General features: G+C 69.8%; 19 protein-coding genes. 15 read left to right on the top strand and 4 right to left on the bottom strand.

The genetic code is table 11. The annotated features are described in order from the left end of the window. Window positions 1-3: 3 nt before the first annotated feature. A complete protein-coding gene (locus A4F85_RS23160) occupies window positions 4-1,245 on the bottom strand; it encodes a CaiB/BaiF CoA transferase family protein (protein WP_063327810.1) in 1,242 nt (413 codons plus the stop codon). Between the two features lie 94 nt (window positions 1,246-1,339). On the opposite strand from A4F85_RS23160, the gene A4F85_RS23155 reads away from it, so the two are divergent. From A4F85_RS23155 to hutG, 13 genes are all read left to right on the top strand, one after another. Then, window positions 1,340-2,230, top strand: a complete 891-nt coding sequence (locus tag A4F85_RS23155) for a LysR substrate-binding domain-containing protein (RefSeq protein WP_063327809.1) — start codon at window positions 1,340-1,342, stop codon at window positions 2,228-2,230. 274 nt (window positions 2,231-2,504) lie between these two features. Continuing rightward, a complete protein-coding gene (locus tag A4F85_RS23150) occupies window positions 2,505-3,479 on the top strand; it encodes an ABC transporter substrate-binding protein (RefSeq protein WP_012202084.1) in 975 nt (324 codons plus the stop codon). Between the two features lie 18 nt (window positions 3,480-3,497). Continuing rightward, a complete protein-coding gene (locus A4F85_RS23145) occupies window positions 3,498-4,382 on the top strand; it encodes an ABC transporter permease (RefSeq protein ID WP_016447378.1) in 885 nt (294 codons plus the stop codon). A gap of 149 nt (window positions 4,383-4,531) precedes the next feature. Continuing rightward, entirely contained in the window at window positions 4,532-5,311 is a 780-nt protein-coding gene (locus tag A4F85_RS23140) for an ABC transporter ATP-binding protein (protein ID WP_012202086.1), read from the top strand. A gap of 27 nt (window positions 5,312-5,338) precedes the next feature. Beyond that, entirely contained in the window at window positions 5,339-6,109 is a 771-nt protein-coding gene (gene hutC / locus A4F85_RS23135; protein ID WP_049801468.1) for a histidine utilization repressor, read from the top strand. Between the two features lie 113 nt (window positions 6,110-6,222). Continuing rightward, window positions 6,223-7,794 carry a histidine ammonia-lyase gene (gene hutH / locus A4F85_RS23130; RefSeq protein ID WP_063327808.1) on the top strand — a complete coding sequence of 524 codons (1,572 nt, stop codon included), beginning with the start codon at window positions 6,223-6,225 and terminating at the stop codon, window positions 7,792-7,794. 39 nt (window positions 7,795-7,833) lie between these two features. Continuing rightward, entirely contained in the window at window positions 7,834-9,567 is a 1,734-nt protein-coding gene (hutU, locus tag A4F85_RS23125) for a urocanate hydratase (protein ID WP_016447381.1), read from the top strand. Window positions 9,568-9,590: 23 nt separating this feature from the next. Continuing rightward, the gene (locus A4F85_RS23120) at window positions 9,591-10,151 is read left to right on the top strand and encodes a HutD/Ves family protein (RefSeq protein ID WP_063328066.1); all 561 of its coding nucleotides are present in this window, start codon (window positions 9,591-9,593) and stop codon (window positions 10,149-10,151) included. Between the two features lie 29 nt (window positions 10,152-10,180). After that, window positions 10,181-11,488 carry an imidazolonepropionase gene (hutI, locus tag A4F85_RS23115; RefSeq protein WP_063327807.1) on the top strand — a complete coding sequence of 436 codons (1,308 nt, stop codon included), beginning with the start codon at window positions 10,181-10,183 and terminating at the stop codon, window positions 11,486-11,488. A gap of 10 nt (window positions 11,489-11,498) precedes the next feature. Beyond that, complete coding sequence (locus tag A4F85_RS23110; protein WP_063327806.1) at window positions 11,499-12,887, top strand: FAD-binding oxidoreductase; 1,389 nt, start codon at window positions 11,499-11,501, stop codon at window positions 12,885-12,887. Then, window positions 12,884-14,029 (top strand): histidinol-phosphate transaminase, encoded by a 1,146-nt coding sequence (locus A4F85_RS23105; protein ID WP_063327805.1) that lies wholly within the window; start codon window positions 12,884-12,886, stop codon window positions 14,027-14,029. Before A4F85_RS23110 ends, A4F85_RS23105 begins: the two co-directional genes overlap by 4 nt. Next, on the top strand, window positions 14,026-15,426 hold the full coding sequence (locus A4F85_RS23100; protein ID WP_063327804.1) for a formimidoylglutamate deiminase: 1,401 nt from the start codon (window positions 14,026-14,028) through the stop codon (window positions 15,424-15,426). The genes A4F85_RS23105 and A4F85_RS23100 overlap by 4 nt, the downstream gene beginning before the upstream one ends. A gap of 14 nt (window positions 15,427-15,440) precedes the next feature. Next, window positions 15,441-16,304 (top strand): N-formylglutamate deformylase, encoded by an 864-nt coding sequence (gene hutG, locus A4F85_RS23095; RefSeq protein ID WP_051941033.1) that lies wholly within the window; start codon window positions 15,441-15,443, stop codon window positions 16,302-16,304. Here hutG and soxR read toward each other — a convergent pair whose 3' ends face one another. Then, window positions 16,305-16,808: a redox-sensitive transcriptional activator SoxR gene (gene soxR, locus A4F85_RS23090; RefSeq protein WP_012202096.1), complete on the bottom strand. Its 504-nt coding sequence runs from the start codon at window positions 16,806-16,808 to the stop codon at window positions 16,305-16,307. 223 nt (window positions 16,809-17,031) lie between these two features. On the opposite strand from soxR, the gene A4F85_RS23085 reads away from it, so the two are divergent. Both A4F85_RS23085 and A4F85_RS23080 read left to right on the top strand, forming a co-directional pair. Continuing rightward, window positions 17,032-17,415, top strand: a complete 384-nt coding sequence (locus A4F85_RS23085; protein WP_063327803.1) for a hypothetical protein — start codon at window positions 17,032-17,034, stop codon at window positions 17,413-17,415. Between the two features lie 31 nt (window positions 17,416-17,446). Continuing rightward, window positions 17,447-18,280: a helix-turn-helix domain-containing protein gene (locus A4F85_RS23080; protein WP_012202098.1), complete on the top strand. Its 834-nt coding sequence runs from the start codon at window positions 17,447-17,449 to the stop codon at window positions 18,278-18,280. A gap of 20 nt (window positions 18,281-18,300) precedes the next feature. Here the strand turns inward: A4F85_RS23080 and A4F85_RS23075 are convergent, their stop codons facing one another. Both A4F85_RS23075 and A4F85_RS23070 read right to left on the bottom strand, forming a co-directional pair. Next, entirely contained in the window at window positions 18,301-20,277 is a 1,977-nt protein-coding gene (locus A4F85_RS23075; RefSeq protein ID WP_063327802.1) for a reverse transcriptase family protein, read from the bottom strand. Window positions 20,278-20,584: 307 nt separating this feature from the next. Continuing rightward, window positions 20,585-22,312, bottom strand: a complete 1,728-nt coding sequence (locus tag A4F85_RS23070) for an SWIM zinc finger family protein (protein WP_063327801.1) — start codon at window positions 22,310-22,312, stop codon at window positions 20,585-20,587. Between the last annotated feature and the right edge of the window lie 8 nt (window positions 22,313-22,320).

The raw sequence follows: 22,320 nt of genomic DNA, 5'->3' as shown, positions 1-22,320 counted from the left end.
CGCTCAATGTGATGGGGAAGAGGGGGCCGAGCCTGCGGTGCCCAGGGCACCGGATGCACGCAGCGCGGCAATGGCTTCGGCGCCCCGGCCCAGCCACTGCGAGAGCAGGGCCTCGGTGTGCTCGCCCAGGGCGGGTGCGCGCTCGGCGCGGTTGGGTGCGGCGCCGCTGAAATGCACGGGCTGGGTGGGCAGGCGCAGGCCGGGCAGGCGCGGGTCCTGCACCGCGCCGAGCAGGCCGCGTGCCTGGCTCTGGGGCGACTCCAGCGCCTGGGCAATGTTCCAGATGGGGGCGGCGGGCACGCCGGCCGCATCCAGCGCGGCCACCACCTGCGCCACTTCATGCCTGCCGGCCCAGGCCTCGATGGCCTCGCGCAGCGCGGGTTCGTGGGCCGAGCGTGATTCGTCGCTGGCAAAGCGCGGGTCGCCGGCCAGCCCGCCCAGCTCCATGGCCTGCAGGGCGGCGGCGAACAGCTTGTTGTTGAGCACGGCCAGCGCGAAGTGGCCGTCGCCTGCGCGGTACACGCCGAACGGTGCGGACAGCGGATGGCGGTTGCCCACACGGCGTGCGGGCCGGCCCGTGAACAGGTAGCGCGCCACCGAGGTGGCCAGAAAACTCAGCGTGGTGTCGAACATGGCCACGTCCACCTGCTGGCCCTGTCCCGTGGCGCGGGCCTGCAGCAGCGCGGCCAGCGTGGCCCAGGAGGCGAACAGGCCGGCCACCACGTCGCTGACGGCCTCGCCCACCACGGTGGGCGCGCCATCGGGCTCGCCCGTGGCCTCCATGAGGCCGCTCATGGCCTGCACGATGATGTCGTAGGCCGGCCGGTGGGCCAGCGGCCCGGTCTGCCCGAAGCCCGAGACGCTGACATAGACCAGGCGCGGATTGAGCGCCCGCAACTGGCTTGCGCCTATGCCCAGGCGCTCGGCCACGCCGGGCCGGAAGTTCTCCACCACCACGTCGGCCTGGGCGGCCATCTCGTGGACCAGGGCCACGGCCTCGGGGTGCTTGAGGTCCAGCACCAGGCTTTGCTTGTTGCGGTTCATCACCGTGAACAGCGCGCTTTCGCCGTTGTTCATGGGGCCGATGGCGCGGTAGTCGTCGCCCTGCGGCGGCTCGATCTTGACGACCTCGGCGCCCAGGTCGGCCAGCAGGGCCGTGGACAGCGGCCCGGCCAGCACGCGCGTGAAGTCGAGAATGCGCACGCCGTCCAGCGGGCGGGCGGTAAGGGGGGTGGACTCGGTCATGGGGGCAGCCTTGGACGGGTGGTCTATGGCTGCATGCTGGCGCGTGATTGAATCAATGGAAAATATTCAATCCTGATGCAATGCATTCAAAAAGATGATCCAAATCAGCCTGCGCCAGCTGGAGTATTTCGTGGCCGCCGCACGCCATGGCAGCACGTCGCGCGCGGCCGAGGCCATCGGCGTGTCCCAGCCGTCCATCTCCAAGGCGATTGCCGACCTGGAGGCGCTGTGGGGCGAGGCGCTGTTCGTGCGCCGCCATGCCAGGGGACTGGATCTCACGGCGGCCGGCGCGGTGCGCAGCCGCGAGGCCCAGGCGCTGCTGGACGGCGCACGCAGCCTGCAGGGGCCGCGCACGGCGGCGATGGCGGGCGTGCTGCGCCTGGGTTTTCTGAGCACGCTGGGCGCGCGCTGGGTGCCGGCCCTGCTGGCGCAGATGCAGCGTCTGCACCCCGGCATTGCGCTGGAGCTGGTGGAGGGCGACATCGCCTCGCTCACGCAGCAGGTGGAGCGCGGCGAGCTCGATGCGGCCCTGCAGTACGACACGGGCCTGGCGCGTCCCCGCATGGAGCTGCTGCCCGTGGCGGCGCTGCCGCCCTATGTGCTGCTGCCGCAGCGCCATGCGCTGGCGGCCAGGACCAGCGTGGCGCTGGCCGAGGTGGCCCGCTACCCGCTGGTGCTGATCAACCTGCCGCACAGCCGCGAGTATTTCCTGTCGCTGTTCCGCGAGGCCGGCGTGACGCCGCTGGTGGCCCATGAGTTCGCCTCCATCGAAATGCTGCGCTCCATGGTGGCCAACGGCCACGGCCTGAGCGTGCTGACCACGCGGCCGGTGGTGGACCGCACCCACGATGGCCAGCGCCTGGCCTGCCGCCGCATCCGGGGCCGCGTGGCCCCCCAGGGCGTGGTGCTGGCCGTGCCGGCGGGCAATGCCTCGCCGCTGATTGCACCGTTCTTGAAGGTGGCGCGTGCCGTGATTGCACCGTAGCGGCGCGCAGCCCCGTGGCATGCACCACGGTGGTGAGCTGTTACCCGGGATTTTCCCCAGGTTGTATGGACAAGCTTGGTTGGCACGGCATTTGCTGTTGCTCTCCGTGTTGATCGCAGGTAGATGCAGGATGCTCGCTCCATCACCGGTTTGCCGGGTAATCCTGTATATACATGTCCGGTCGGCAAAAACACACTTCGGGCACCCGCACTGGTCTGCCTGCGGACCCCGAAACTGCCATCGCCAACTTGCTTTCCCGACCGAGGAGTGCCACATGAGTTCGATCCCCACGTTCCGCCGCCTGCCCCTGGGGCCGCTGGCCGCCGCCCTCTGCCTTGCAGCCGCACTGCAGCCCGCTGCCGCGCAGGAGACCAAGATCACCCTGGGCATGTCGGGCTGGACCGGCTTCGCGCCGCTGACCCTGGCCGACAAGGCCGGCATCTTCAAGAAGAACGGCCTGGCGGTGGACCTGAAGATGATTCCGCAGAAGGACCGCCACCTGGCCCTGGCCTCGGGCGCCATCCAGTGCGCGGCCACCACCATCGAGACGCATGTGGCCTGGAACACGAACGGCGTGCCCATCGTGCAGATCTTCCAGATGGACAAGTCCTATGGCGCCGACGGCATCGCCGTGCGCAATGACGTCAAGGGCTTCGCCGACCTCAAGGGCAAGACGGTGGCCGTGAGCGCGCCGGGCACGGCGCCGTACTTCGGCCTGGCCTGGATGCTGCACAAGAACGGCATGACCATGAAGGATGTGAAGACCGTCTCGCTGGAGCCCCAGCCCGCGGCCCAGGCCTTCGTGGCCGGCCAGAACGATGCGGCCATGAGCTACGAGCCCTACCTGTCCACCATCCGCGCCAATCCGGCCGCGGGCAAGATCCTGGCCACCACCATCGACTACCCCATGGTCATGGACACGGTGGGCTGCGATCCCAAGTGGCTCAAGGCCAACGCGGCCGCCGCCAAGGCGCTGGCCCAGTCGTATTTCGATGCGGTGGCCATGATCGAGGCCGACAAGACCAAGTCCTTCGAGATCATGGGCGCGGCCGTCAAGCAGGGGGGCGAGCAGTTCGGCAAGTCGGCCTCCTACCTGAAGTGGTCCGACAAGGAAGCCAACCAGAAATTCTTCGCCAACGAGCTGGTGCCCTTCATGAAGGAGTCGGCCGTGATCCTCAAGGAGGCCGGCATCATCCGCTCCATCCCCGAGAACTATGGCGTGATGTACGACGCCAGCTTCATCCAGTAAGCCCGCCAGGGGATGACCATGCAAGCCGCATCCACTTCCGCAGTCCAGCCGGCTAACAAGCCCATGACCCACGCCACACCGCACGCTCCCGCGCCCGCCGCGGCGCCAGCCCCCGTCCGCCGCCGCCGCATGGCGCCGCTGGAGCCCGTCAGCCCCACGGCCAAGTGGGTGCTGGGTGTGGCCTTCTTCGTGCTGTTCTTTCTCGTCTGGGCGGCTGTGACGCTGGGCGGCTTCGTCTCCCCGACCTTCCTGGCCAGCCCCATGACCATGGCGCGCGAGGGCGTGCTGCTGTTCACCGAGTACGGCTTCCTGCACGACATCGGCATGACGGTATGGCGCGTGATGGGCGGCTTCATCCTGGCCTCGGTCGTGGCCGTGCCCCTGGGCATCGCCATGGGCGCCTGGAAGCCGGTCGAGGCCTTCTTCGAGCCCTTCGTGTCGTTCTGCCGCTACCTGCCGGCCTCGGCCTTCATCCCGCTGCTGATCCTGTGGGCCGGCGTGGGCGAGACGCAGAAGCTGCTGGTCATCTTCATCGGCTCGGTGTTCCAGATCACGCTGATGGTGGCCGTCACCGTGGGCGGCGCGCGCAAGGACCTGGTGGAGGCCGCCTACACGCTGGGCGCCTCCAACACCGGCGTGGTGCGCCGCGTGCTGATCCCGGGCGCCGCGCCCGGCATTGCCGAGACGCTGCGCCTGGTGCTGGGCTGGGCCTGGACCTATGTGATCGTGGCCGAGCTGATCGGCTCGTCCTCGGGCATCGGCCACATGATCACCGACAGCCAGGCGCTGCTGAACACGGGCCAGATCATCTTCGGCATCATCGTGATCGGCCTCATCGGCCTGGTTTCCGATTTCATCTTCAAATCTCTGAACCGTCGCATGTTCGAGTGGAGCACCCTGTGAAAAGGATCTACCCCCTGAGCGGCTGCGCCGCTTCCCCCTTGAAGGGGGACGACACCCTCGGTGCGGGGCGGCCCTTCCTCGGTGTCTCTGAGGTGAGTCGCGCCGGTTGCAGCCGCCGTGAATATTGACAAGCGCCCTGGAGAATCGTGATGAATCTTTTGTCTATTCAAGGTGTTTCGCGCACCTTCACCAGCCACAAGGGCACGAGCACGCAGGCCCTGCTGCCTGTGGATTTCGAGGTCCGCGAGAACGACTTCGTCACCATCCTCGGCCCCTCGGGCTGCGGCAAGTCCACCATGCTGCGCATTGCGGCGGGGCTGGATTTCCCGACCACGGGCCAGGTGCTGCTGGACGGCCGCGCCGTGGACGGGCCGGGCGCCGACCGGGGCATGGTGTTCCAGAGCTACACGCTGTTCCCCTGGCTGACGGTGGCGCAGAACATCCGCTTCGGCCTGCGCGAGAAGGGTGTGAGCGAGGCGCTGCAAAAGGAGCGCAGCGACTACTTCATCGCCAAGGTGGGGCTGCGCGGCTTCGAGAACCACTTTCCCAAGCAGCTGTCGGGCGGCATGCAGCAGCGCACGGCCATTGCGCGCGCGCTGGCCAATGATCCCAAGATCCTGCTCATGGACGAGCCCTTCGGCGCCCTCGACAACCAGACCCGCGTGCTCATGCAGGAGCTGCTGCTGGGCATCTGGGAGGCCGAGCGCAAGACCGTGATGTTCGTCACCCACGACATCGATGAGGCCATCTTCATGGCCAACCGCGTGGCCGTGTTCAGCGCGCGGCCGGGCCGCATCAAGGCCGATATTCCCGTGAACCTGCCGCATCCGCGCCACTACACGGTCAAGACCTCGCCCGAGTTCATGGAGCTGAAAGCCCGGCTGACCGAAGAGATTCGCGCAGAGTCGCTGGCCGCTGCTGCACACTGACGCTTTTCCATGACCACTGCCCACACCATGTCTTCGCGTTCCACGGCTTCCCGACTTTCCGCAACGACGGCGGAGGTGCCCATGGCCCTGTACCAGCAGGTCAAGGACCATGTGCTGCGCAAGATCGCCGATGGCTCGCTGTCGGCCGGCGAGCGCGTGCCGTCCGAGCAGGAGCTGGTGCAGGAGTTCGGCGTGGCCCGCATGACGGCCAACCGCGCGCTGCGCGAGCTGGCCGAGCAGGGCGTGATCGTGCGCGTGGCCGGCGTGGGCTCCTTCGTGGCCGAGGAAAAGCCGCAGTCCACGCTGCTGCGCATCGCCAACATCGCCGAGGAAATCCGCCAGCGCGGCCATGACCACCGCTTCGAGCTGATCAGCGTGCGCCGAGAGTCGGCCTCGCCCGAGGCGGCAGCTTCGCTGCAGCTGTCTGCGGGCAGCTCGGTGTTCCACCTGCAGGGCGTGCATTTCGAGAACGACGTGCCCGTGCAGCTGGAAGACCGCCATGTGAACCCGCGCATGGCGCCGGACTTCATGGAGCAGGACTTCTCGCTGATCCAGCCTTCGGTGTATCTGGTGCGCAACGTGCCCTTCGACCAGATCGAGCATGTGGTGGACGCCATGCTGCCCACGCCCGAGCAGGCGCGCTGGCTGCAGATGGACGCCGACCAGCCCTGCCTGACGCTGACGCGCCGCACCTGGTACCTGGGCACGCCCGTGACCTGGGTGCACTGCGTGCATCCGGGCATGCGCTACCGGCTGGGCAGCCGCTTTCGCACCGACGGCGGATCGCACGACGGCTGAGGCCTGAAAGGCGGGGTTCCCGCTCTTGCGCTGTTCCGCTTCGATTGATATTGTATAGACAGGCATAGACATCCATCCCGGCACACCCTCCCAGACACCGACAGGGCATCACCATGAACACCATCACGACTCCCGGCCTCACCTCCCGTCCCGGCACCGCGCTGACGCTGCAGCCCGGCCAGGTCAGCCTGGCCCAGCTGCGGGCCATCCAGCAGGGCGGCGTGCGCCTGTCCATGGCGGCGTCCGCCTACGAGCGCATGCGCGCCGCCCAGGCCCATGTGCAGCACATCGTGGATGAGGACCAGGTCGTCTATGGCATCAACACCGGCTTCGGCAAGCTGGCCTCCACCAAGATCGCCCATGACCGCCTGGCAGAGCTGCAGCGCAACCTGGTGCTGTCGCACAGCGTGGGCACGGGCGATCCGCTGCCTGACGCCGTGGTGCGCCTGGTGCTGGCCACCAAGGCCGTGAGCCTGGCGCGCGGCCACTCGGGCGTGCGCCCCGAGCTGGTCGATGCGCTGCTGGCCCTGGCCAACGCCGACGTGCTGCCCGTGATTCCCGCCAAGGGCTCGGTGGGCGCCTCGGGCGACCTGGCGCCGCTGTCGCACCTGGCCTGCGTGCTGATCGGCGAAGGCCAGGCCAAGATCGATGGACAGGTGGTGTCCGGCACCGAGGCCATGCGCCACGTGGGCCTGGAGCCCTTCGTGCTCGGCCCCAAGGAAGGGCTGGCCCTGCTCAACGGCACGCAGGTGTCCACGGCGCTGGCCCTGGTGGGCCTCTTCCAGGGCGAGAGCGTGTTCGCGGCCGGCCTGGTGGCGGGCTGCCTGACGCTGGAGGCCATCAAGGGCTCGGTCAAGCCGTTTGACGCCCGCATCCACGAGGCGCGCGGCCAGCTTGGCCAGATCGCCGTGGCCACCGCCGTGCGCGAGCTGCTGGACGGCAGCGCCATCGACACCTCCCACCCCCATTGCGGCCGCGTGCAGGACCCGTACTCCATCCGCTGCGTGCCCCAGGTCATGGGCGCCTGCCTGGACAACCTCAGCCATGCGGCCCGCGTGCTGGTGATCGAGGCCAACGCCGCCTCGGACAACCCGCTGGTCTTCGACAACGGCGACGTGATCTCGGGCGGCAACTTCCACGCCGAGCCCGTGGCCTTCGCGGCCGACATCATCGCCCTGGCCCTGGCCGAGATCGGCGCCATCTCCGAGCGCCGCATGGCCCTGCTGCTGGACACCGGCCTGTCGGGCCTGCCGGCCTTCCTGATCGCCGACAGCGGCGTGAACTCGGGCTTCATGATCGCCCAGGTCACGGCCGCCGCCCTGGCTGCCGAGAACCAGTGCCTGGCCCATCCCAGCAGCGTCACCAGCCTGCCCACCTCGGCCAACCAGGAAGACCATGTCTCCATGGCCACCTATGGCGCGCGGCGCCTGGGCGAGATGGCGCGCAACACCGCCGTCATCGTGGGCGTGGAAGCCATGGCCGCCGCCCAGGGCATGGACTTCGACCGCAGCCTGAACAGCTCCGAGCTGATCGAGGCGCAGTACGCGCTGATCCGCAGCCAGGTTCCGCACCTGGACCGTGACCGCTACCTGGCACCCGACATCGAAGCCATGCGCCAGTGGGCGCTTGCCACGGACTGGCCCCAGGCCATCGTCCGCCACCTGCCCAGCCACCAGGCTGCCTGAACCCCGCAACCGCTCACCCCCCGCATCCAGGAGATCGCCATGAACGCCAACGACGCCATCCTCAACGCCAACGCTGCCACGGCTGCCACCAATCCCCGCTATGACGCCAGCCGCGTCATCCGCGCCCCGCGCGGCAGCGAACTGCACTGCAAGAACTGGCTGGCCGAGGCCGCCTACCGCATGCTGCAGAACAACCTGGACCCCGACGTGGCCGAGAACCCCAAGGCCCTGGTGGTCTACGGCGGCATCGGCCGCGCGGCGCGCAACTGGGAGTGCTATGACCAGATCCTGGAGTCGCTCAAGAAGCTGGAGGCCGACGAGTCGCTGCTGATCCAGTCGGGCAAGCCCGTGGGCGTGTTCAAGACGCACGAGAACGCACCGCGCGTGCTGCTGGCCAACTCCAACCTCGTGCCCCAGTGGGCCAACTGGGAGCACTTCAACGAGCTCGACCAGAAGGGCCTGTTCATGTACGGCCAGATGACGGCCGGCAGCTGGATCTACATCGGCGCCCAGGGCATCGTGCAGGGCACGTTCGAGACCTTCGTCGAGGCTGGCCGCCAGCACTACAACAACGACCTCACGGGCAAGTGGATCCTCACGGCGGGCCTGGGCGGCATGGGCGGTGCCCAGCCCCTGGCCGGCGTGCTGGCCGGCGCCTGCGTGCTGGCCATCGAATGCCAGCAAAGCAGCATCGACTTCCGCCTGCGCACGCGCTACCTGGACAAGCAGGCGCGCGACATCGACCACGCGCTGGAGCTCATCGCCCAGCACACGGCTGCGGGCGAGGCCATCTCCATCGGCCTGCTGGGCAATGCCGCCGAAATCCTGCCCGAGCTGGTACGCCGCGCAAAGGCCGGCGGCGCCCGCCCCGACATCGTGACCGACCAGACCTCGGCCCATGACCTGATCAACGGCTACCTGCCCGTGGGCTGGACCGTGGACGAGTGGCGTGCCGCCGCCGCCGACCCGTCGCGCCATGCCCAGCTCAAGGCCGCCGCCGCCCAGGGCTGCGCCCAGCATGTGCAGGCCATGCTGGACTTCCAGGCCATGGGCATTCCCACGGTGGACTACGGCAACAACATCCGCCAGGTGGCCCTGGACCAGGGCGTGAAGAACGCCTTCGACTTCCCCGGCTTCGTGCCCGCCTACATCCGGCCGCTGTTCTGCGAGGGCAAGGGCCCGTTCCGCTGGGTGGCCCTGTCAGGCGACCCCGAGGACATCTACAAGACCGACGCCAAGATCAAGGAACTGTTCCCCGACAACAAGCACACCCACCGCTGGCTGGACATGGCGCGCGAGCGCATCAGCTTCCAGGGCCTGCCCGCGCGCATCTGCTGGCTGGGCCTGGGCGAGCGCCACAAGGCGGCCCTGGCCTTCAACGAGATGGTGAAGAACGGCGAACTCAAGGCCCCCATCGTGATCGGCCGCGACCACCTGGACTGCGGCTCCGTGGCCAGCCCCAATCGCGAGACCGAATCCATGAAGGACGGCACGGACGCCGTCAGCGACTGGCCGCTGCTCAACGCCCTGCTCAACACCGCAGGCGGCGCCACCTGGGTCAGCCTGCACCACGGCGGCGGCGTGGGCATGGGCTACTCCCAGCATGCGGGCGTGGTCATCGTGGCCGATGGCACGGACGAGGCCGCCGCCCGCCTGGGCCGCGTGCTCTGGAACGATCCGGCCACCGGCGTCATGCGCCATGCGGATGCTGGCTACGACATTGCCGTGGCTGCGGCCAAGCGCCATCAGCTGAACCTGCCCATGGTCAAGTGAGCCGCTGGCAGGACACCACGGCAATGCAGCGTTTCGACCTGAACCAGATCGCCGCCAGCCCCTGGAAGAACGGGGGCGGCAGCACGCGCGAGATCGCCTGCTGGCCGCCCGGGGCGGGCATGGAGGCTTTCGGCTGGCGCATCAGCGTGGCCACCATCGACCAGCCCGGCCCGTTCTCGGCCTTTGCGGGCGTGGACCGGCAGATCATGCTGCTCGATGGCGACGGCGTGCACCTGCGCGGCGAAGGCATCGACCATGTGCTGGACGCGCGCTGGCAGCCGTTTGCCTTCTCCGGCGATGTGGCGCTGGGCTGCTCGCTGCTGGGCGGCACTTCCACCGACTTCAACGTGATGGCGCGGCGCGGCCGGTGGCGGGCGCAGGTTCAGGTGCTGGACAGCGCTGCCGACGCCGGCCGCGCCGACGCCGGCCTGTGCATGGTGCTGCAGGGCAACTGGCAGGCGGATGGCGCTGCGCTCATCCCCGGCCAGGGCCTGTGGTGGAGCGCGCAGCAGCCCGACCCGCAGCATCTGGTGCCGCAGACCGACGACGCGCGGCTGGTGCAGGTGCTGCTGCAGGCCTGCTGACGACCCACGACATCCAAGGAATCACCTCCATGACCGAGCCCCACGCACCCGCTTCTGCACCTGCTTCTGCATCCGCTTCCGCACTCGCTCCATCCTCTTCGGCCGACGGCTGCTGGCAGAACCTGCGCCTGGCGCCTGACATGTTCGAGGCCGGCCAGGCCGTGGGTGACGGGGAGGATGCCTGCATCGTGGTGCAGCAGGGCCGCGTGGCCTGGGTGGGGCCGCAGCAGGCCCTGCCGCCCGCATATGCGTCCCTGCCGCGCCATGACGGCCAGGGCATGCTGGCCACGCCGGGCCTGGTCGATTGCCACACCCACCTGGTCTATGGCGGCGAGCGCGCCAACGAATTCGCCATGCGCCTGGACGGCGCCAGCTACGAGGAAGTGGCACGCGCCGGCGGCGGCATCGTCTCCAGCGTGCGTGCCACGCGCGAGGCCAGCGAGGACGAACTGTTCGCCCAGGCCCTGCCGCGCCTGCAGCAGCTGCTGGACGAGGGCGTCTGCGCCATCGAGATCAAGTCGGGCTACGGCCTGGCGCTGGAGCACGAGCGCAAGCAGCTGCGCGTGGCCCGGCGCCTGGGCCAGGCCCTGGGCGTGACCGTGCGCACCACCTTCCTGGGCGCGCATGCGCTGCCGCCCGAGTACGCAGGGCGCAGCCAGGACTACATCGACCTGGTCGCCGGCACCATGCTGCCCGCGCTGGCGGCCGAGGGCCTGGTCGATGCGGTCGATGTGTTCTGCGAGCGCATCGCCTTCTCGCTGGCCGAGACCGAGCAGGTCTTCCAGGCCGCACGCCGCCTGGGCCTGCCCGTCAAGCTGCATGCCGAGCAGCTGTCGAACATGGAGGGGGCGGCCCTCGCGGCCCGCTATGGCGCGCTGTCGTGCGACCACATCGAGCACCTGTCCGAATCCGGCATCACCGCCATGCGCGGCGCGGGTTCCGTGGCCGTGCTGCTGCCCGGCGCCTACTACACGCTGCGGGACACCCACATGCCGCCCATCGCAGGACTGCGCGCCGCGGGCGTTCCCATGGCCGTCTCTACCGATCACAATCCGGGCACCTCCCCCTGCCTGAGCCTTTTGCTCATGGCCAACATGGCCTGCACCCTGTTCCGGCTCACCGTGCCCGAGGCCCTGGCGGGCATCACCCGCCATGCCGCGCGCGCCCTGGGCCTGCAGGACGAGCATGGCCTGATCGCGGCCGGCCGTCCCGCCCACTTCGTGCTCTGGCCCGTGCGCCATGCGGCCGAGCTGGCCTACTGGTTCGGCAGCAAGCCTGACTGCACCATCGTGCGCCAGGGCCGCATCGTGCGGACCCGCAGGCAGGGGAGCCACTGAAAGCCTGCTCATGTCCCATGCACTGTTTCTCGATGAATTGATTTCCACCCTGGGCGCCGAAGTGGCGCAGCGCGGCGACGATGTGCCCGCGCGCTACCACACCGACTGGAGCGGCACGCCGCCCCAGCGCCCGCTGGCCCTGGTGCGCCCGCGCAGCACCGACGAGGTCAGCGCGCTCATGCGCCTGTGCACGGCCCACCGCGTGCCTGTCGTGCCCCAGGGCGGGCTCACGGGCCTGGCCGGCGCGGCCGTGCCCGTGGCGGGTGCCGTGGCCGTCTCCATGGAGCGCATGAACGCCATCGAGGACGTGAACGCGCGCACCGCGCTGATGACCGTGCAGGCCGGCGCCACGCTGCAGGCCGTGCAGGAGGCGGCCGTGGCCGCAGGCATGGTCTTCGGCGTGGACCTGGGCGCACGCGGCAGCTGCCAGATCGGCGGCAACGTGGCCACCAATGCGGGCGGCAACGGCGTGCTGCAGCACGGCATGATGCGCGAGCAGGTGCTGGGCCTGGAGGTGGTGCTGGCCGACGGCACGGTGCTGCCCATGCTGCGCCCCATGCTCAAGAACAACACGGGCTACGACCTCAAGCAGTTCTTCATCGGCTCGGAGGGCACGCTGGGCATCATCACGCGCGTGCTGCTGCGCCTGCGTCCCGCGCCCCAGGCCCGCGCCACGGCCCTGGTGGCCGTGCCGGACTTCGATGCTGCGCTGTCCGTGCTCGCGCGCATGCAATCGCGCTTTGGCAACGGCGTGGCGGCCTTCGAGCTGATGTGGGACAGCTTCATCCAGGCCTCCATCCGCTGGCAGAAGCTGCAGCCGCCGTTTGGCCAGGCGCATGCGCTGCTGGCCCTGATCGATGTGGACGGCAAGGACGAGGCCACGCTGCGCGCCGACGTGGAAGAGGCCCTGGGCGAGGCCATGGAGGCCGGCGAGGTGGCCGATGCCGTCATCGCCCAGTCCGTGGCACAGGCGCGCCAGCTGTGGAAGCTGCGCGAGGCGCCGGCCGAGCTCAACACGAACATGCATCCGCCCGTCAACTTCGACGTCAGCCTGCCCCAGGCCGACATCGGCCGCTTCGCCGATGCCTGCCGCGCCGCGTTCGACGCGCGCTGGCCCGGCCACCACTCGCTGTTCTTCGGCCATGTGGGCGACGGCAACCTGCATGTCTCGGTGGACGGTGCCACCGCCAACGGCGACTGCGAAGGCGTCGAGGCCGCGCTGTACCACCTGGTCGGCGAGTTCGGCGGCAGCGTCTCGGCCGAGCACGGCATCGGCCTGCACAAGAAGCCCTATCTCGGCGCCAGCCGCACGCCGGCCGAACTGGCCGTGATGCGCGCCATCAAGCAGGCGCTGGACCCCCTGCATCTGTTCAACCCCGGCAAGGTATTCGACCTATGAACGCTCCCGCCATCCACGCGATCCACACCCTGGCACGCCCCGAAGTGCCGCCGCTGCCGCCGTACAACGCAGGCCTGTCCTCCGAGGCCGTGCGGGCGCGCTACGGCGTCACCGAGATCGCGCGGCTGGCGAGCAACGAGAACCCCTTTGGCGCCAGCCCTGCCGTGGCCCGCGCCCTTGCCGACCTGGCCCTGCATGTGGGCACCTATCCCGATGCGCAATGCACGGCGCTGCGCGCGGCCATCGCGGCGCGCACCGGCGTGCCGGCCGAGGCCATTGCCGTGGGCAACGGTTCCGAGGACATCCTGCAGATGCTCTGCCAGGCCTTTCTCTCGCCCGGCGACCGCGTGCTCACCCAGCGCCCGGCCTTCGGCCTGCACGAGATCTACCCGCGCATGATGGGCGCCCGCGTCGAGCTGCTGGAGCTGACGCCCGCGCTGGACTTCGATGTCGATGCCTGGTGCCAGGCGCTGGCGCGCGGCCCCAAGATCGCCATGCTGGCCAATCCCTCCAATCCCGTGGGCTGCATGTTCAGTGCCGGCGATTTCGCGCGCCTGCTGGACGCCACGCCACCGCAGACCCTGCTGGTGGTGGACGAGGCCTACTACGAGTACGCCCTGCACGCCGACGGCTACCCCGACGTGCTGGCCCTGCTGCGCGGCCGCGCCATGCCCTGGATCGTGCTGCGCACCTTCTCCAAGGCCTGGGGCCTGGCGGGCCTGCGCGTGGGCTACGGCCTGGCCAGCGACGCGGCCCTGGTGCAACTGCTGGACCGCGTGCGCACGCCTTTCAACGTCAACCAGGCCGCCCAGGCGGCGGCGCTGGCGGCCTGGGGCGACGAGGGCTTCATGCAGCGCGGCGTGGCCGAGACCGTGCGCCTGCGCGATGTGCTGGCGCAGCGGCTGGCCGCCCTGCCTGCACTGCCCGCACTTCGGATGGCGCCTTTGGCCGCCAACTTCCTGTTCATCGACATCGGCCGTCCCAACGGCCCCGTGAACGAGGCGCTGCTGGCCCGGGGCATCATCACCAAGCCCTGGAAGGAGCCGGGCTTCGAGCACTTCATCCGCGTCTCCGTGGGCACGGAGGCCGACAACGCGCGCTTCGTGCGCGCGCTGGCCGACATCCTGGAGGCCGGGCAATGAGCGGCATCGACCAGACTTCCGATAGCCGCACGCTGTTCGCCGAGCACGCGCTGCTGCCCACGGGCTGGGCGCGCAATGTGCTGCTGCGCTGGGATGGCGCAGGAAGCCTGCAGGCCGTACAGGCCGACGCCCCGCCCGGCAACGCGCCGCGCGCGCCCGGCCCCGTGCTGCCCGGCATGCCCAACCTGCACTCGCATGCCTTCCAGCGCGCCTTTGCAGGCCTGACCGAATACCGCGCCGAGGCCCAGGACAGCTTCTGGAGCTGGCGCGACCTCATGTACCGCTTTGCCGCGCGCATCACGCCCGAGTCGCTGGAGGCCATCGCCACCTGGCTGTACGTGGAGATGCTGGAGGCCGGCTACACCTCGGTCTGCGAATTCCACTACGTGCACCACGACCGGGATGGCCGGCCCTATGCCGACGACGCCACGCTGTCCCTGGCCCTGCTGCGCGCCGCGCGCAAGGCCGGCATGGGTATCACCCTGCTGCCCGTGCTCTACCAGACCAGCGGCTTCGGCGGCAAGCCGCCGCGCGCCGACCAGGCGCGCTTCATCCGCAGCACCGACAACATGCTGGCCCTGCTGCAGCGCCTGCTGCCCGAGGCCCGTGCCCAGGGCGCGGCCCTGGGCCTGGCGCCGCACTCGCTGCGCGCCGTGCCGCCCGACAGCCTGCGCGCGGCGGTGGAGGGCCTGACGGCGCTGGACGCGCGCGCGCCCATCCACATCCACATTGCCGAGCAGACCCAGGAGGTGGACGACTGCCTGGCCTGGAGCGGCCAGCGCCCCGTGCAATGGCTGCTGGGGCATGCCCCCGTGGACGCGCGCTGGTGCCTGGTCCACGCCACCCACATGACGCCCGGTGAATACGCGGGCGCCGCGCGCAGCGGCGCCGTGGCCGGCATCTGCCCCACTACCGAGGCCAACCTGGGCGATGGCATCTTCGACATGCCGCAATGGCTGGGCCACGGCGGCGCCTGGGGCGTGGGCTCGGACAGCCATGCCTGCGTCAACGCTGCCGAGGAACTGCTGATGCTCGAATACAGCCAGCGCCTGTCGCTGCGCCAGCGCAATGTGCTGGCAGGCCCCGACCCGCAGGTGGGCACCGCGCTGTGGACCGCCGCCGTGCAGGGCGGTGCCCAGGCCGCAGGCCGCCCCGTGGCCGGGCTGGCCGTGGGCCAGCAGGCCGACTTCCTGGCGCTGGACGCAGGCCATGTGGCACTGGCCGGCCTGCCGGTGCAGGCCATGGTCTCGGCCCATGTCTTCGGCAGCCACCGCAGCAGCGCGCTGCACAGCCTGTGGGTGGGCGGCGAGCGCCGCGTGCAGGCTGGACGGCATGCGCTGCACGAGGCGGCGGCCCGCGGCTTTGTCGCGGCACGCACGGCCACCCTGCAATCCTGAGGCACCCGCATGCCATGGGCCCGCAAAATCCGCCAGAAACGTTCCAGAATCACACCATGACCGATACCGCTCCCCCTCCCTTCGTCTTCCACCAGGGCACGGCGCCGCTGCTGATCTCCATGCCGCATGCGGGCACCCATGTGCCGCCCGACATCGCCGCGCGCCTGACCGAGGAAGCCCGCCATGTGCCCGACACCGACTGGCACCTGCCGCGCCTGTACGAGTTCGCCAAGGCCATGGGCGCCTCCATCCTGGTGGCCACGCATTCGCGCTATGTGGTGGACCTGAACCGTCCGCCCGATGGCGCCAGCCTCTACCCGGGCCAGAGCGTCACCGGCCTGTGCCCCGTGGACACCTTCGACGACACGCCGCTGTACGCCGACCCGGCCGATGTGCCCGCGGACGCCGAGATCGCCGCACGCCGCGAAGCCATCTGGGGCCCGTACCACGCACAGCTGCGCGCCGAACTGGACCGCCTCAAGGCCGTGCACGGCACCGTGGCGCTGTGGGACGCGCACTCCATCCGCTCGGTGCTGCCGCGTTTCTTCGAAGGCAAGCTGCCCGACCTGAACCTGGGAACCGGCAAGGGCACGAGCTGCGCGCTGGAGCTGGCCGAGCATCTGCTGGCCATTGCGCAGACCGCGCCGGGCCACACCGCCATACTCAACGGCCGCTTCACGGGCGGCTACATCACGCGCCACTACGGCCAGCCCGAGGCCGGCATCCACGCCGTGCAGCTGGAGATGACGCAGTGCAGCTACATGCAGGAAGCGCTGCCCTTCGACTACCTGCCCGAGCGCGCCGAACAGATCCAGCCCACGCTGCAGCGCATGCTGCAGGCGGTGCTGGACTTCGTCACGACACGGCGCGTGTCCTGATCAGCCTTCGTCGTGGCAGTGGCCCGGGCAGGGCCCGCCCATGGCCACGGGCGGCGGGTCGCCCAGCCAGCGGCGCGGCCCCGGGCCGTTCTGTGCGCACAGGTCGCCGGGGTTGTGCAGCACGCAGTGGCGCAGCGACAGGCAACCGCAGCCAATGCACTGGTCCAGGCTCTCGCTGAGCCGCTGCAGCTCGCCTATGCGGTCGTCCAGCCGCTGCTTCCAGACCCTCGACATCTTCTGCCAGTCCCCGCCCGTGGGGACATGGCGGCTGGGCAGCTTGGCCAGCTGCTCGGCGATCTCCTCCAGCGTGAAGCCTATGCGCTGGGCGAACACCACGAAAGCGATGCGTCGCAGCGACGAGCGGTGGTAGCGCCGGTGGCCGCTGGCGCTGCGCACGGACTCGATCAGGTTCAGCGACTCGTAAAAGCGCAGCGCCGAGGCCTTGACCCCGCTGCGCTGCGCCACGTCGCCGATGCTGAGCAGCGGATCATCCTCGGTTTTCATGGTGGCTTTCCTTCGTGGCTTGACTTCAAGTTCACTTGAACTCGAAGAATGCGGCCATTCTGAGCGAAAGCGCAGGAACAGGGCAACCGGGTCTGTACCGCCCATGCGAGCGTCCTGGCCGGACTGCGAAATTCTTTGGCTGAGTGCTGCAATGACGCAGCTGCCGTTCATTCATACAGTAATGGGTCTCATTTGTATTGAATGGCATCGGCCGGAGGTTTCCATGTACATCGACAGCAGCAGCTTTCCCCTGGTCCGCATGGGCTACGAGCGCGACAAGGCCGTGCCCGTGGACCGCTTGCTGGAGGACTTCTCGGCCCTGCTGGCCCGCGGCCAGGCCTTTGTCTTCTTCAGCGACGGCGACATGTCCCAGGAGGAGCGCTCGCCCGAGGAGCGCAAGCAGGTCGTGCTGTGGATGAAGGCCCGCCGCACCGAGCTCAAAAGCCTGGTGCGCGCCCTGGTCCATGCCGAGCCCGATGCGCACAAGCGCGCCGAGGCCGAGGCCTTCGCACAGATGTTCGGCAAGGCCTGGGGCTATCCCATGCTGCTGGTGGCCTCCCCCGAGGAGGCGCAGCAGCGTGCACGGGAGCTGCTCGGGTCCGATTGATGACCGATTGACATGAACTGAGAGAAACACCATGAATGCCGTGGATTCCGCCCTGCTCAAAGTCCTGCCCGAGAGGTGGGACCCCGACCATGTGGACCGTCCCGTGATCGTCCTGCCCATGCGGTCGGGCCCCGGCGACTGGGGGATGAACTTCCATGCCCACCGCAAGAGCCAGCTCATGGTCACCCATGCGGGGCTGATCACGCTGGAGACCGATGCGGGCGTCTGCGTGGTGCCGCCGCGCAGCGCCGCCTGGATTCCGGGCGGCACGCTGCACCGCGTCAGCTGCAGCGGTGCGGCCAGCGGCTACGTGGTCTTTGTCGAGGCAGGGGCCGTGCGCCCCGTGCCCGGACCTTGCCATGCGCTGGCCGTCTCGCCCTTTCTCAGTGCGCTGCTGGACCGCGTGCAGGGCCTGCCGCAGGACTACGAGCCCGACAGCGGCGATGGCCGGCTCATGCAGGTGCTGCTCGACGAGATCCAGGCGGCGCAGCCCGAAGGACTGCACCTGCCCCTGCCGCACGACCGGCGCCTGCGCCGCATGACCAACGCCCTGTGCGAGCAGCCGCAGCTGCAGGCACGGCTGGCCGACTGGGCCCAGCGCATCGGCATGAGCGAGCGCAGCATGACGCGGCTGTTCCTGGCCGAGACCGGGCTTACGGTCAACCAGTGGCGCCGCCAGCTGCATGTGCTCACCGCACTGCAAAAGCTGTCCGAGGGGCTGCGCATACAGACCGTGGCAGATGCCCTGGGCTACGAGAGCGCACCCGCCTTCGTGACCATGTTCCGCAAGGCGGTGGGCACCTCGCCGCGCCGCTTCCTGGCGCTGCGCAGCGCACCCGTGGCGGGCGGCGGCGCAGGCCTCTGAGGCCTGCTGCCCCGCGAACATCACGACAGCCGCAACCCCAGGCCCAGCAGCACGGCCACCACCATCGCAGCGGCAAAGACATCCCAGCGCCGTATGCGCCGGTAGCGCAGGAGCAGGACCAGCACGATGCCGATCAGCGTGATCAGGCGCGCCTGAAACACCGTGCCCAGCAAGAAGCAGATCACGATCTGCGCCCAGTAGGTCAGCAGGCCGGGCATCGGCGATGGGCCGGGGGCCTGTGCATCGGGGCCCGGCGCCTGTGCGGGCTGCTGCTGCGGCGTGTCCACGGCGGGCCGGGCGGCCGCAGCTGCCTGGGCGCGTGCGGCCTCGCGCTCCTGCAGCCGCTGTTCGCGCCGCTGCTGGTCGGTCTTCTCGATCACGGGTGCCGCCGGCTCGGCCGGCTGCCACCAGGTCTTGCCGCTGGCCAGCGCAGGCGCCTGCCCGCTGGAGGCCAGACGCCGGAACTGTGCGCTTGCGGGCGGCTGCGCACGCGCCGCCGCGCGGTCCTGCCGGCTGGCCTGCAGCAGGGCATCGTTGGCGCGGTCGATGGGGCTGCGTGTGAGCTGGCGGGCCTGGCCCAGCAGCGGGCCGCCCTGCACGGGGTCGACCTGGTACACGAACTGCGCCAGTCCCAGCAATTGCGAGGGCTGGGCTGCCTGCCCCTGCCAGTGCGCCGGCTTGCCGGCGCTGGCCTGCGTGGCGCGGTGCAGGGCGGCGCGCAGGCGCCTGCGCGTCTCGCGCGATACGCCGGGCTTGTCCGCGTTCACCACCAGCCCCGTGACCTCCTGGCGGCGGCCCTTGCGCATCACGCGCTCCTTGTCGGGGTGGGGCGTGAAGCCTTCGTCGCGCAGTATCCAGCGCACGCGGCCCAGCAGCTGGCCCACGTTGTCGCGCGCGGCCTCGCCCGAGGCGGAGAAGGTCAGGTCGTCCGCATAGCGCGTGTACACAAAGCCCAGCTGCCTGGCCAAGCCCAGCAGGCGGCGGTCCAGGCGGCGGCACAGCAGGTTGGTGAGCATGGGGCTGGTGGGTGCGCCCTGGGGCAGCACGCGCTCGCGCGCCTTGCCGCCGACGAAGAGCTTCTCGCCATCCACCTGCCAGGCCTGGGCGCGGTTTTCACTGCACAGCAGGGCCAGGAGGGTGGCCATGGCCTCGCCATAGCCCAGATGCCGGAACACGCCCTTGATGCGGCCGAAGGCAATGCTGGGAAAGAAGTCCTTCACGTCCAGGTTGATGACCACGTCGTGGCCTGCATGCGGCGCGGCATTGCTCACGATGGACCGGCCGGCCAGGAAGCCGTGCGCGGCATCGTGCGCGGGCACCTTGGCGAGGATGTTGTCCAGCACCCAGTACTGCGCGCGCTTGAGGCGCGGCATGGGCGCGGAGATCAGCCGCTCGCCGCCGGTCTTCTTGGGCAGGGTGAACGAGTGGTAGTGGTGGGTGCGGGCCACCTCGCGGTGGAAGCCCAGGAAACGCAGCTCGGCCACGGTGATGCCCATGGCATCGGCCAGCTGCGCCGCATCGGCAAGTTCCGGCAGGCCATGCCGGGCCAGCCTTTGCGGGTCGGCCTGCCGGCGTTCCCCGGCAGCAGGCGGTGCCTCACCGGCCTGCGGCCCCTGCAGGGCAGCGGAGACGCCGGGGCCCAGATAGCCCACGTGCGTGGCCCGCTTCGCATGCCAGGCCAGCGCCTTGTCGTGGCGCTCCTGGGCCTGGCGGCGTTTGGTTTCCTCGCGCTGGGCCAGCGCCTTTTGCATGCGCTCCTTGCGCATCTGGCGCAATGCGCGCTCGGGGTTCTGGCGCACGGCGATCTGCTGGCGCAGCTCGGCCAGCTCGCGCTGCAGCTCGCCTTCGCGCTGGATGTGGGCGGCGGCCAGCTGCGGCTGTCCCTCGCCCTTGGGCCAGAAGCCCAGGCGCTGCATCTCGTCGAGGATGACTTCCTGTTTGCTCGATGCCTTGATGCGCTCGTAGATCTCGGCGCGTGTGGGTTGCGGCTGGCTCATGCGGCCACCCCGGCAAGGCGGGCCCGGCCGCTGTGCGGTGGGCAAAGAAATGGAGCGACGCGCTTCTCGTCGAAGAGCCCGCAGGGCTCACGGGACGGGAGCTGTTCGCTCGACGCCACCCCGCGACGGTATGCGTGTTTCGCTTGTGGCAAGCCACTCAGGAAAACGCATACCGTCGCTGGGGTGGCACAGTGAAAACGGCGCCCGTGGTGCATGAAACGGCAGTTCACAAGGGTGGCGAAACACCACCCGGATTGCAAGAGCCTGCGCGTCGCTCCGCGTGGCAGTGTAGAGCAATTGAAGCGGTTCACGCGATTTCTCCTTGTCCTGCGGCCTTCATCTGCGGGCCGGTCGGCTGGCGGGCGGCATCGAGCTGGGGCTGCGCCACCAGGCGCAGCGCAATCATGTGCTCGCAGGGCCCCTGGCGCAGCCGGTACTGCTGGTAGTGGTTGCAGCTGCAGCGCGCATCGGTCAAGCGTTCGTCGGCATCGAGTTCGAGCTGGGTGTCGAACAGGCGCTTGCCGTCGGCGCGCGGGATCTGGCCGGTGATGCGGCTGAACCCGTCCTTGCGGTCGATGCGCGGCGGGGCAATGGCCTTGCCGCGCACCAGGGCCAGCGCCTTGTCCTCCTCGGGGTTGGCGGGCTGCAATTGCTGCGCCGTCAGCGGCTCGCGCAGCAGCTCGCGCCAGGCGTAGCGCCCGGCGTCCAGGTCGTAGACCGCGCGCCCGGCCTGCATCCAGCGTGTCATGGCCGTGTGCACCTGGGCCGGGGACAGGCCCGTGGCCTGGGCCAGATCCTGCGCGCCGGCCTGCCAGCACGACTGCAGCTGCCGGCCCACGGCCTCGACCTGGGCGGGCGTGACCTCGGCCTGCGGCGCCATCAGGTGAAAGCGTGCGCTGGCGGCCCAGTCGTTGGCGCTCCAGCCCGACAGGCCCAGCGTGACCGTGACCAGGCCCAGCTCGATCACCCAGAAGCTGGGCATGCCGCTGCCCAGCAGGTGCACGCGCACGCGCGTGGCCTGGGAGATCAGCCGCTCCAGCGTGAGCAGGCGGCGGCGCCCCCACAGGCGGATGGTGCCGCCGCCCGTGCCCATGGCATCGCTGACGACGTGCGAGCGCCGGGTGGCCAGGCGCTCCTCCCAGGGCTCGAACACCACGGCGGGCGGCTGTCCCGGCGCCAGCTCGAAGCGCAGCGCGCGCGGGCCGTGGCGCTCGCGCCGGGCACGCAGCCGCGCGCAGATGTTGAACAGGTCCATGGGGTGCAGTTCCAGCACGGTGGCAGGCAGGGCCATGGCGCTGGAGACCTGCACGAAGCCGCGCAGCCAGCTGTCGGGCAGGTCGATCTTTTCCTCGCGCAGCGCGGGGTCGCCGCCCACCTGCACGGCAAAGCCGGCCGGGTCCAGCGTCAGCCGCGTGTCCCGGTAGTTGCGGATCTTCTGGAATTCTTCGTAGAGGCTGGCCGAGTAATCGATGTTGGTCGTGCCGCAGATGCGCTCGCCCGCATGCTCGAAGGCCTCGTGCCGGATGCTGACCGCGCAGTAGCTCGATTCGTCCTGGCTGAAGGCCTCGAACAGCAGCCGGTCCGGGTGCACGGTGATCACGGGGTCCAGCACATACCAGGCATCGCGGTTGGCCACGAACAGCCAGTCGAAGTACTTGCGCTGGGCCTTGTAGAAGGGGGAGAGCACCTGGTTGCGGGTCTCGCGCAGGTTCTTGAGTTCGGCGCTGATTTCCTTGGCGCGCGCCTGGGCGCCGCCGGTGTCGGCCATGAAGGTGGCCAGCATTTGCGCTTCGTGCTCCTGCAGCCATTCGCGGTAGGCCGTCTTGTCGCGGCCGCGCGTGCGCAGGTCGCTGACCACCACGCTGTGCAGCGCGGACAGCCCTTCGCGCACCTGCAGGTAGGCCGGGCCGTCGCGCCGGAGCAGGCCGTCGAAGCGCGTGGGTGGGCGCAGCAGGTCGGGCGCGAAGGAGAAGGCCTGCTCGGCCGCCGTGTCGTTGACCTGCGTGCTGCCGTAGTACTGATAGCGAAATTCCATGTCCGATC

Source organism: Delftia sp. GW456-R20, from assembly GCF_001622915.1.
In the GTDB taxonomy this organism is placed as follows: Bacteria; Pseudomonadota; Gammaproteobacteria; order Burkholderiales; family Burkholderiaceae_C; genus Comamonas; species Comamonas acidovorans.
This window is presented reverse-complemented; position numbering and strand designations above follow the sequence as displayed.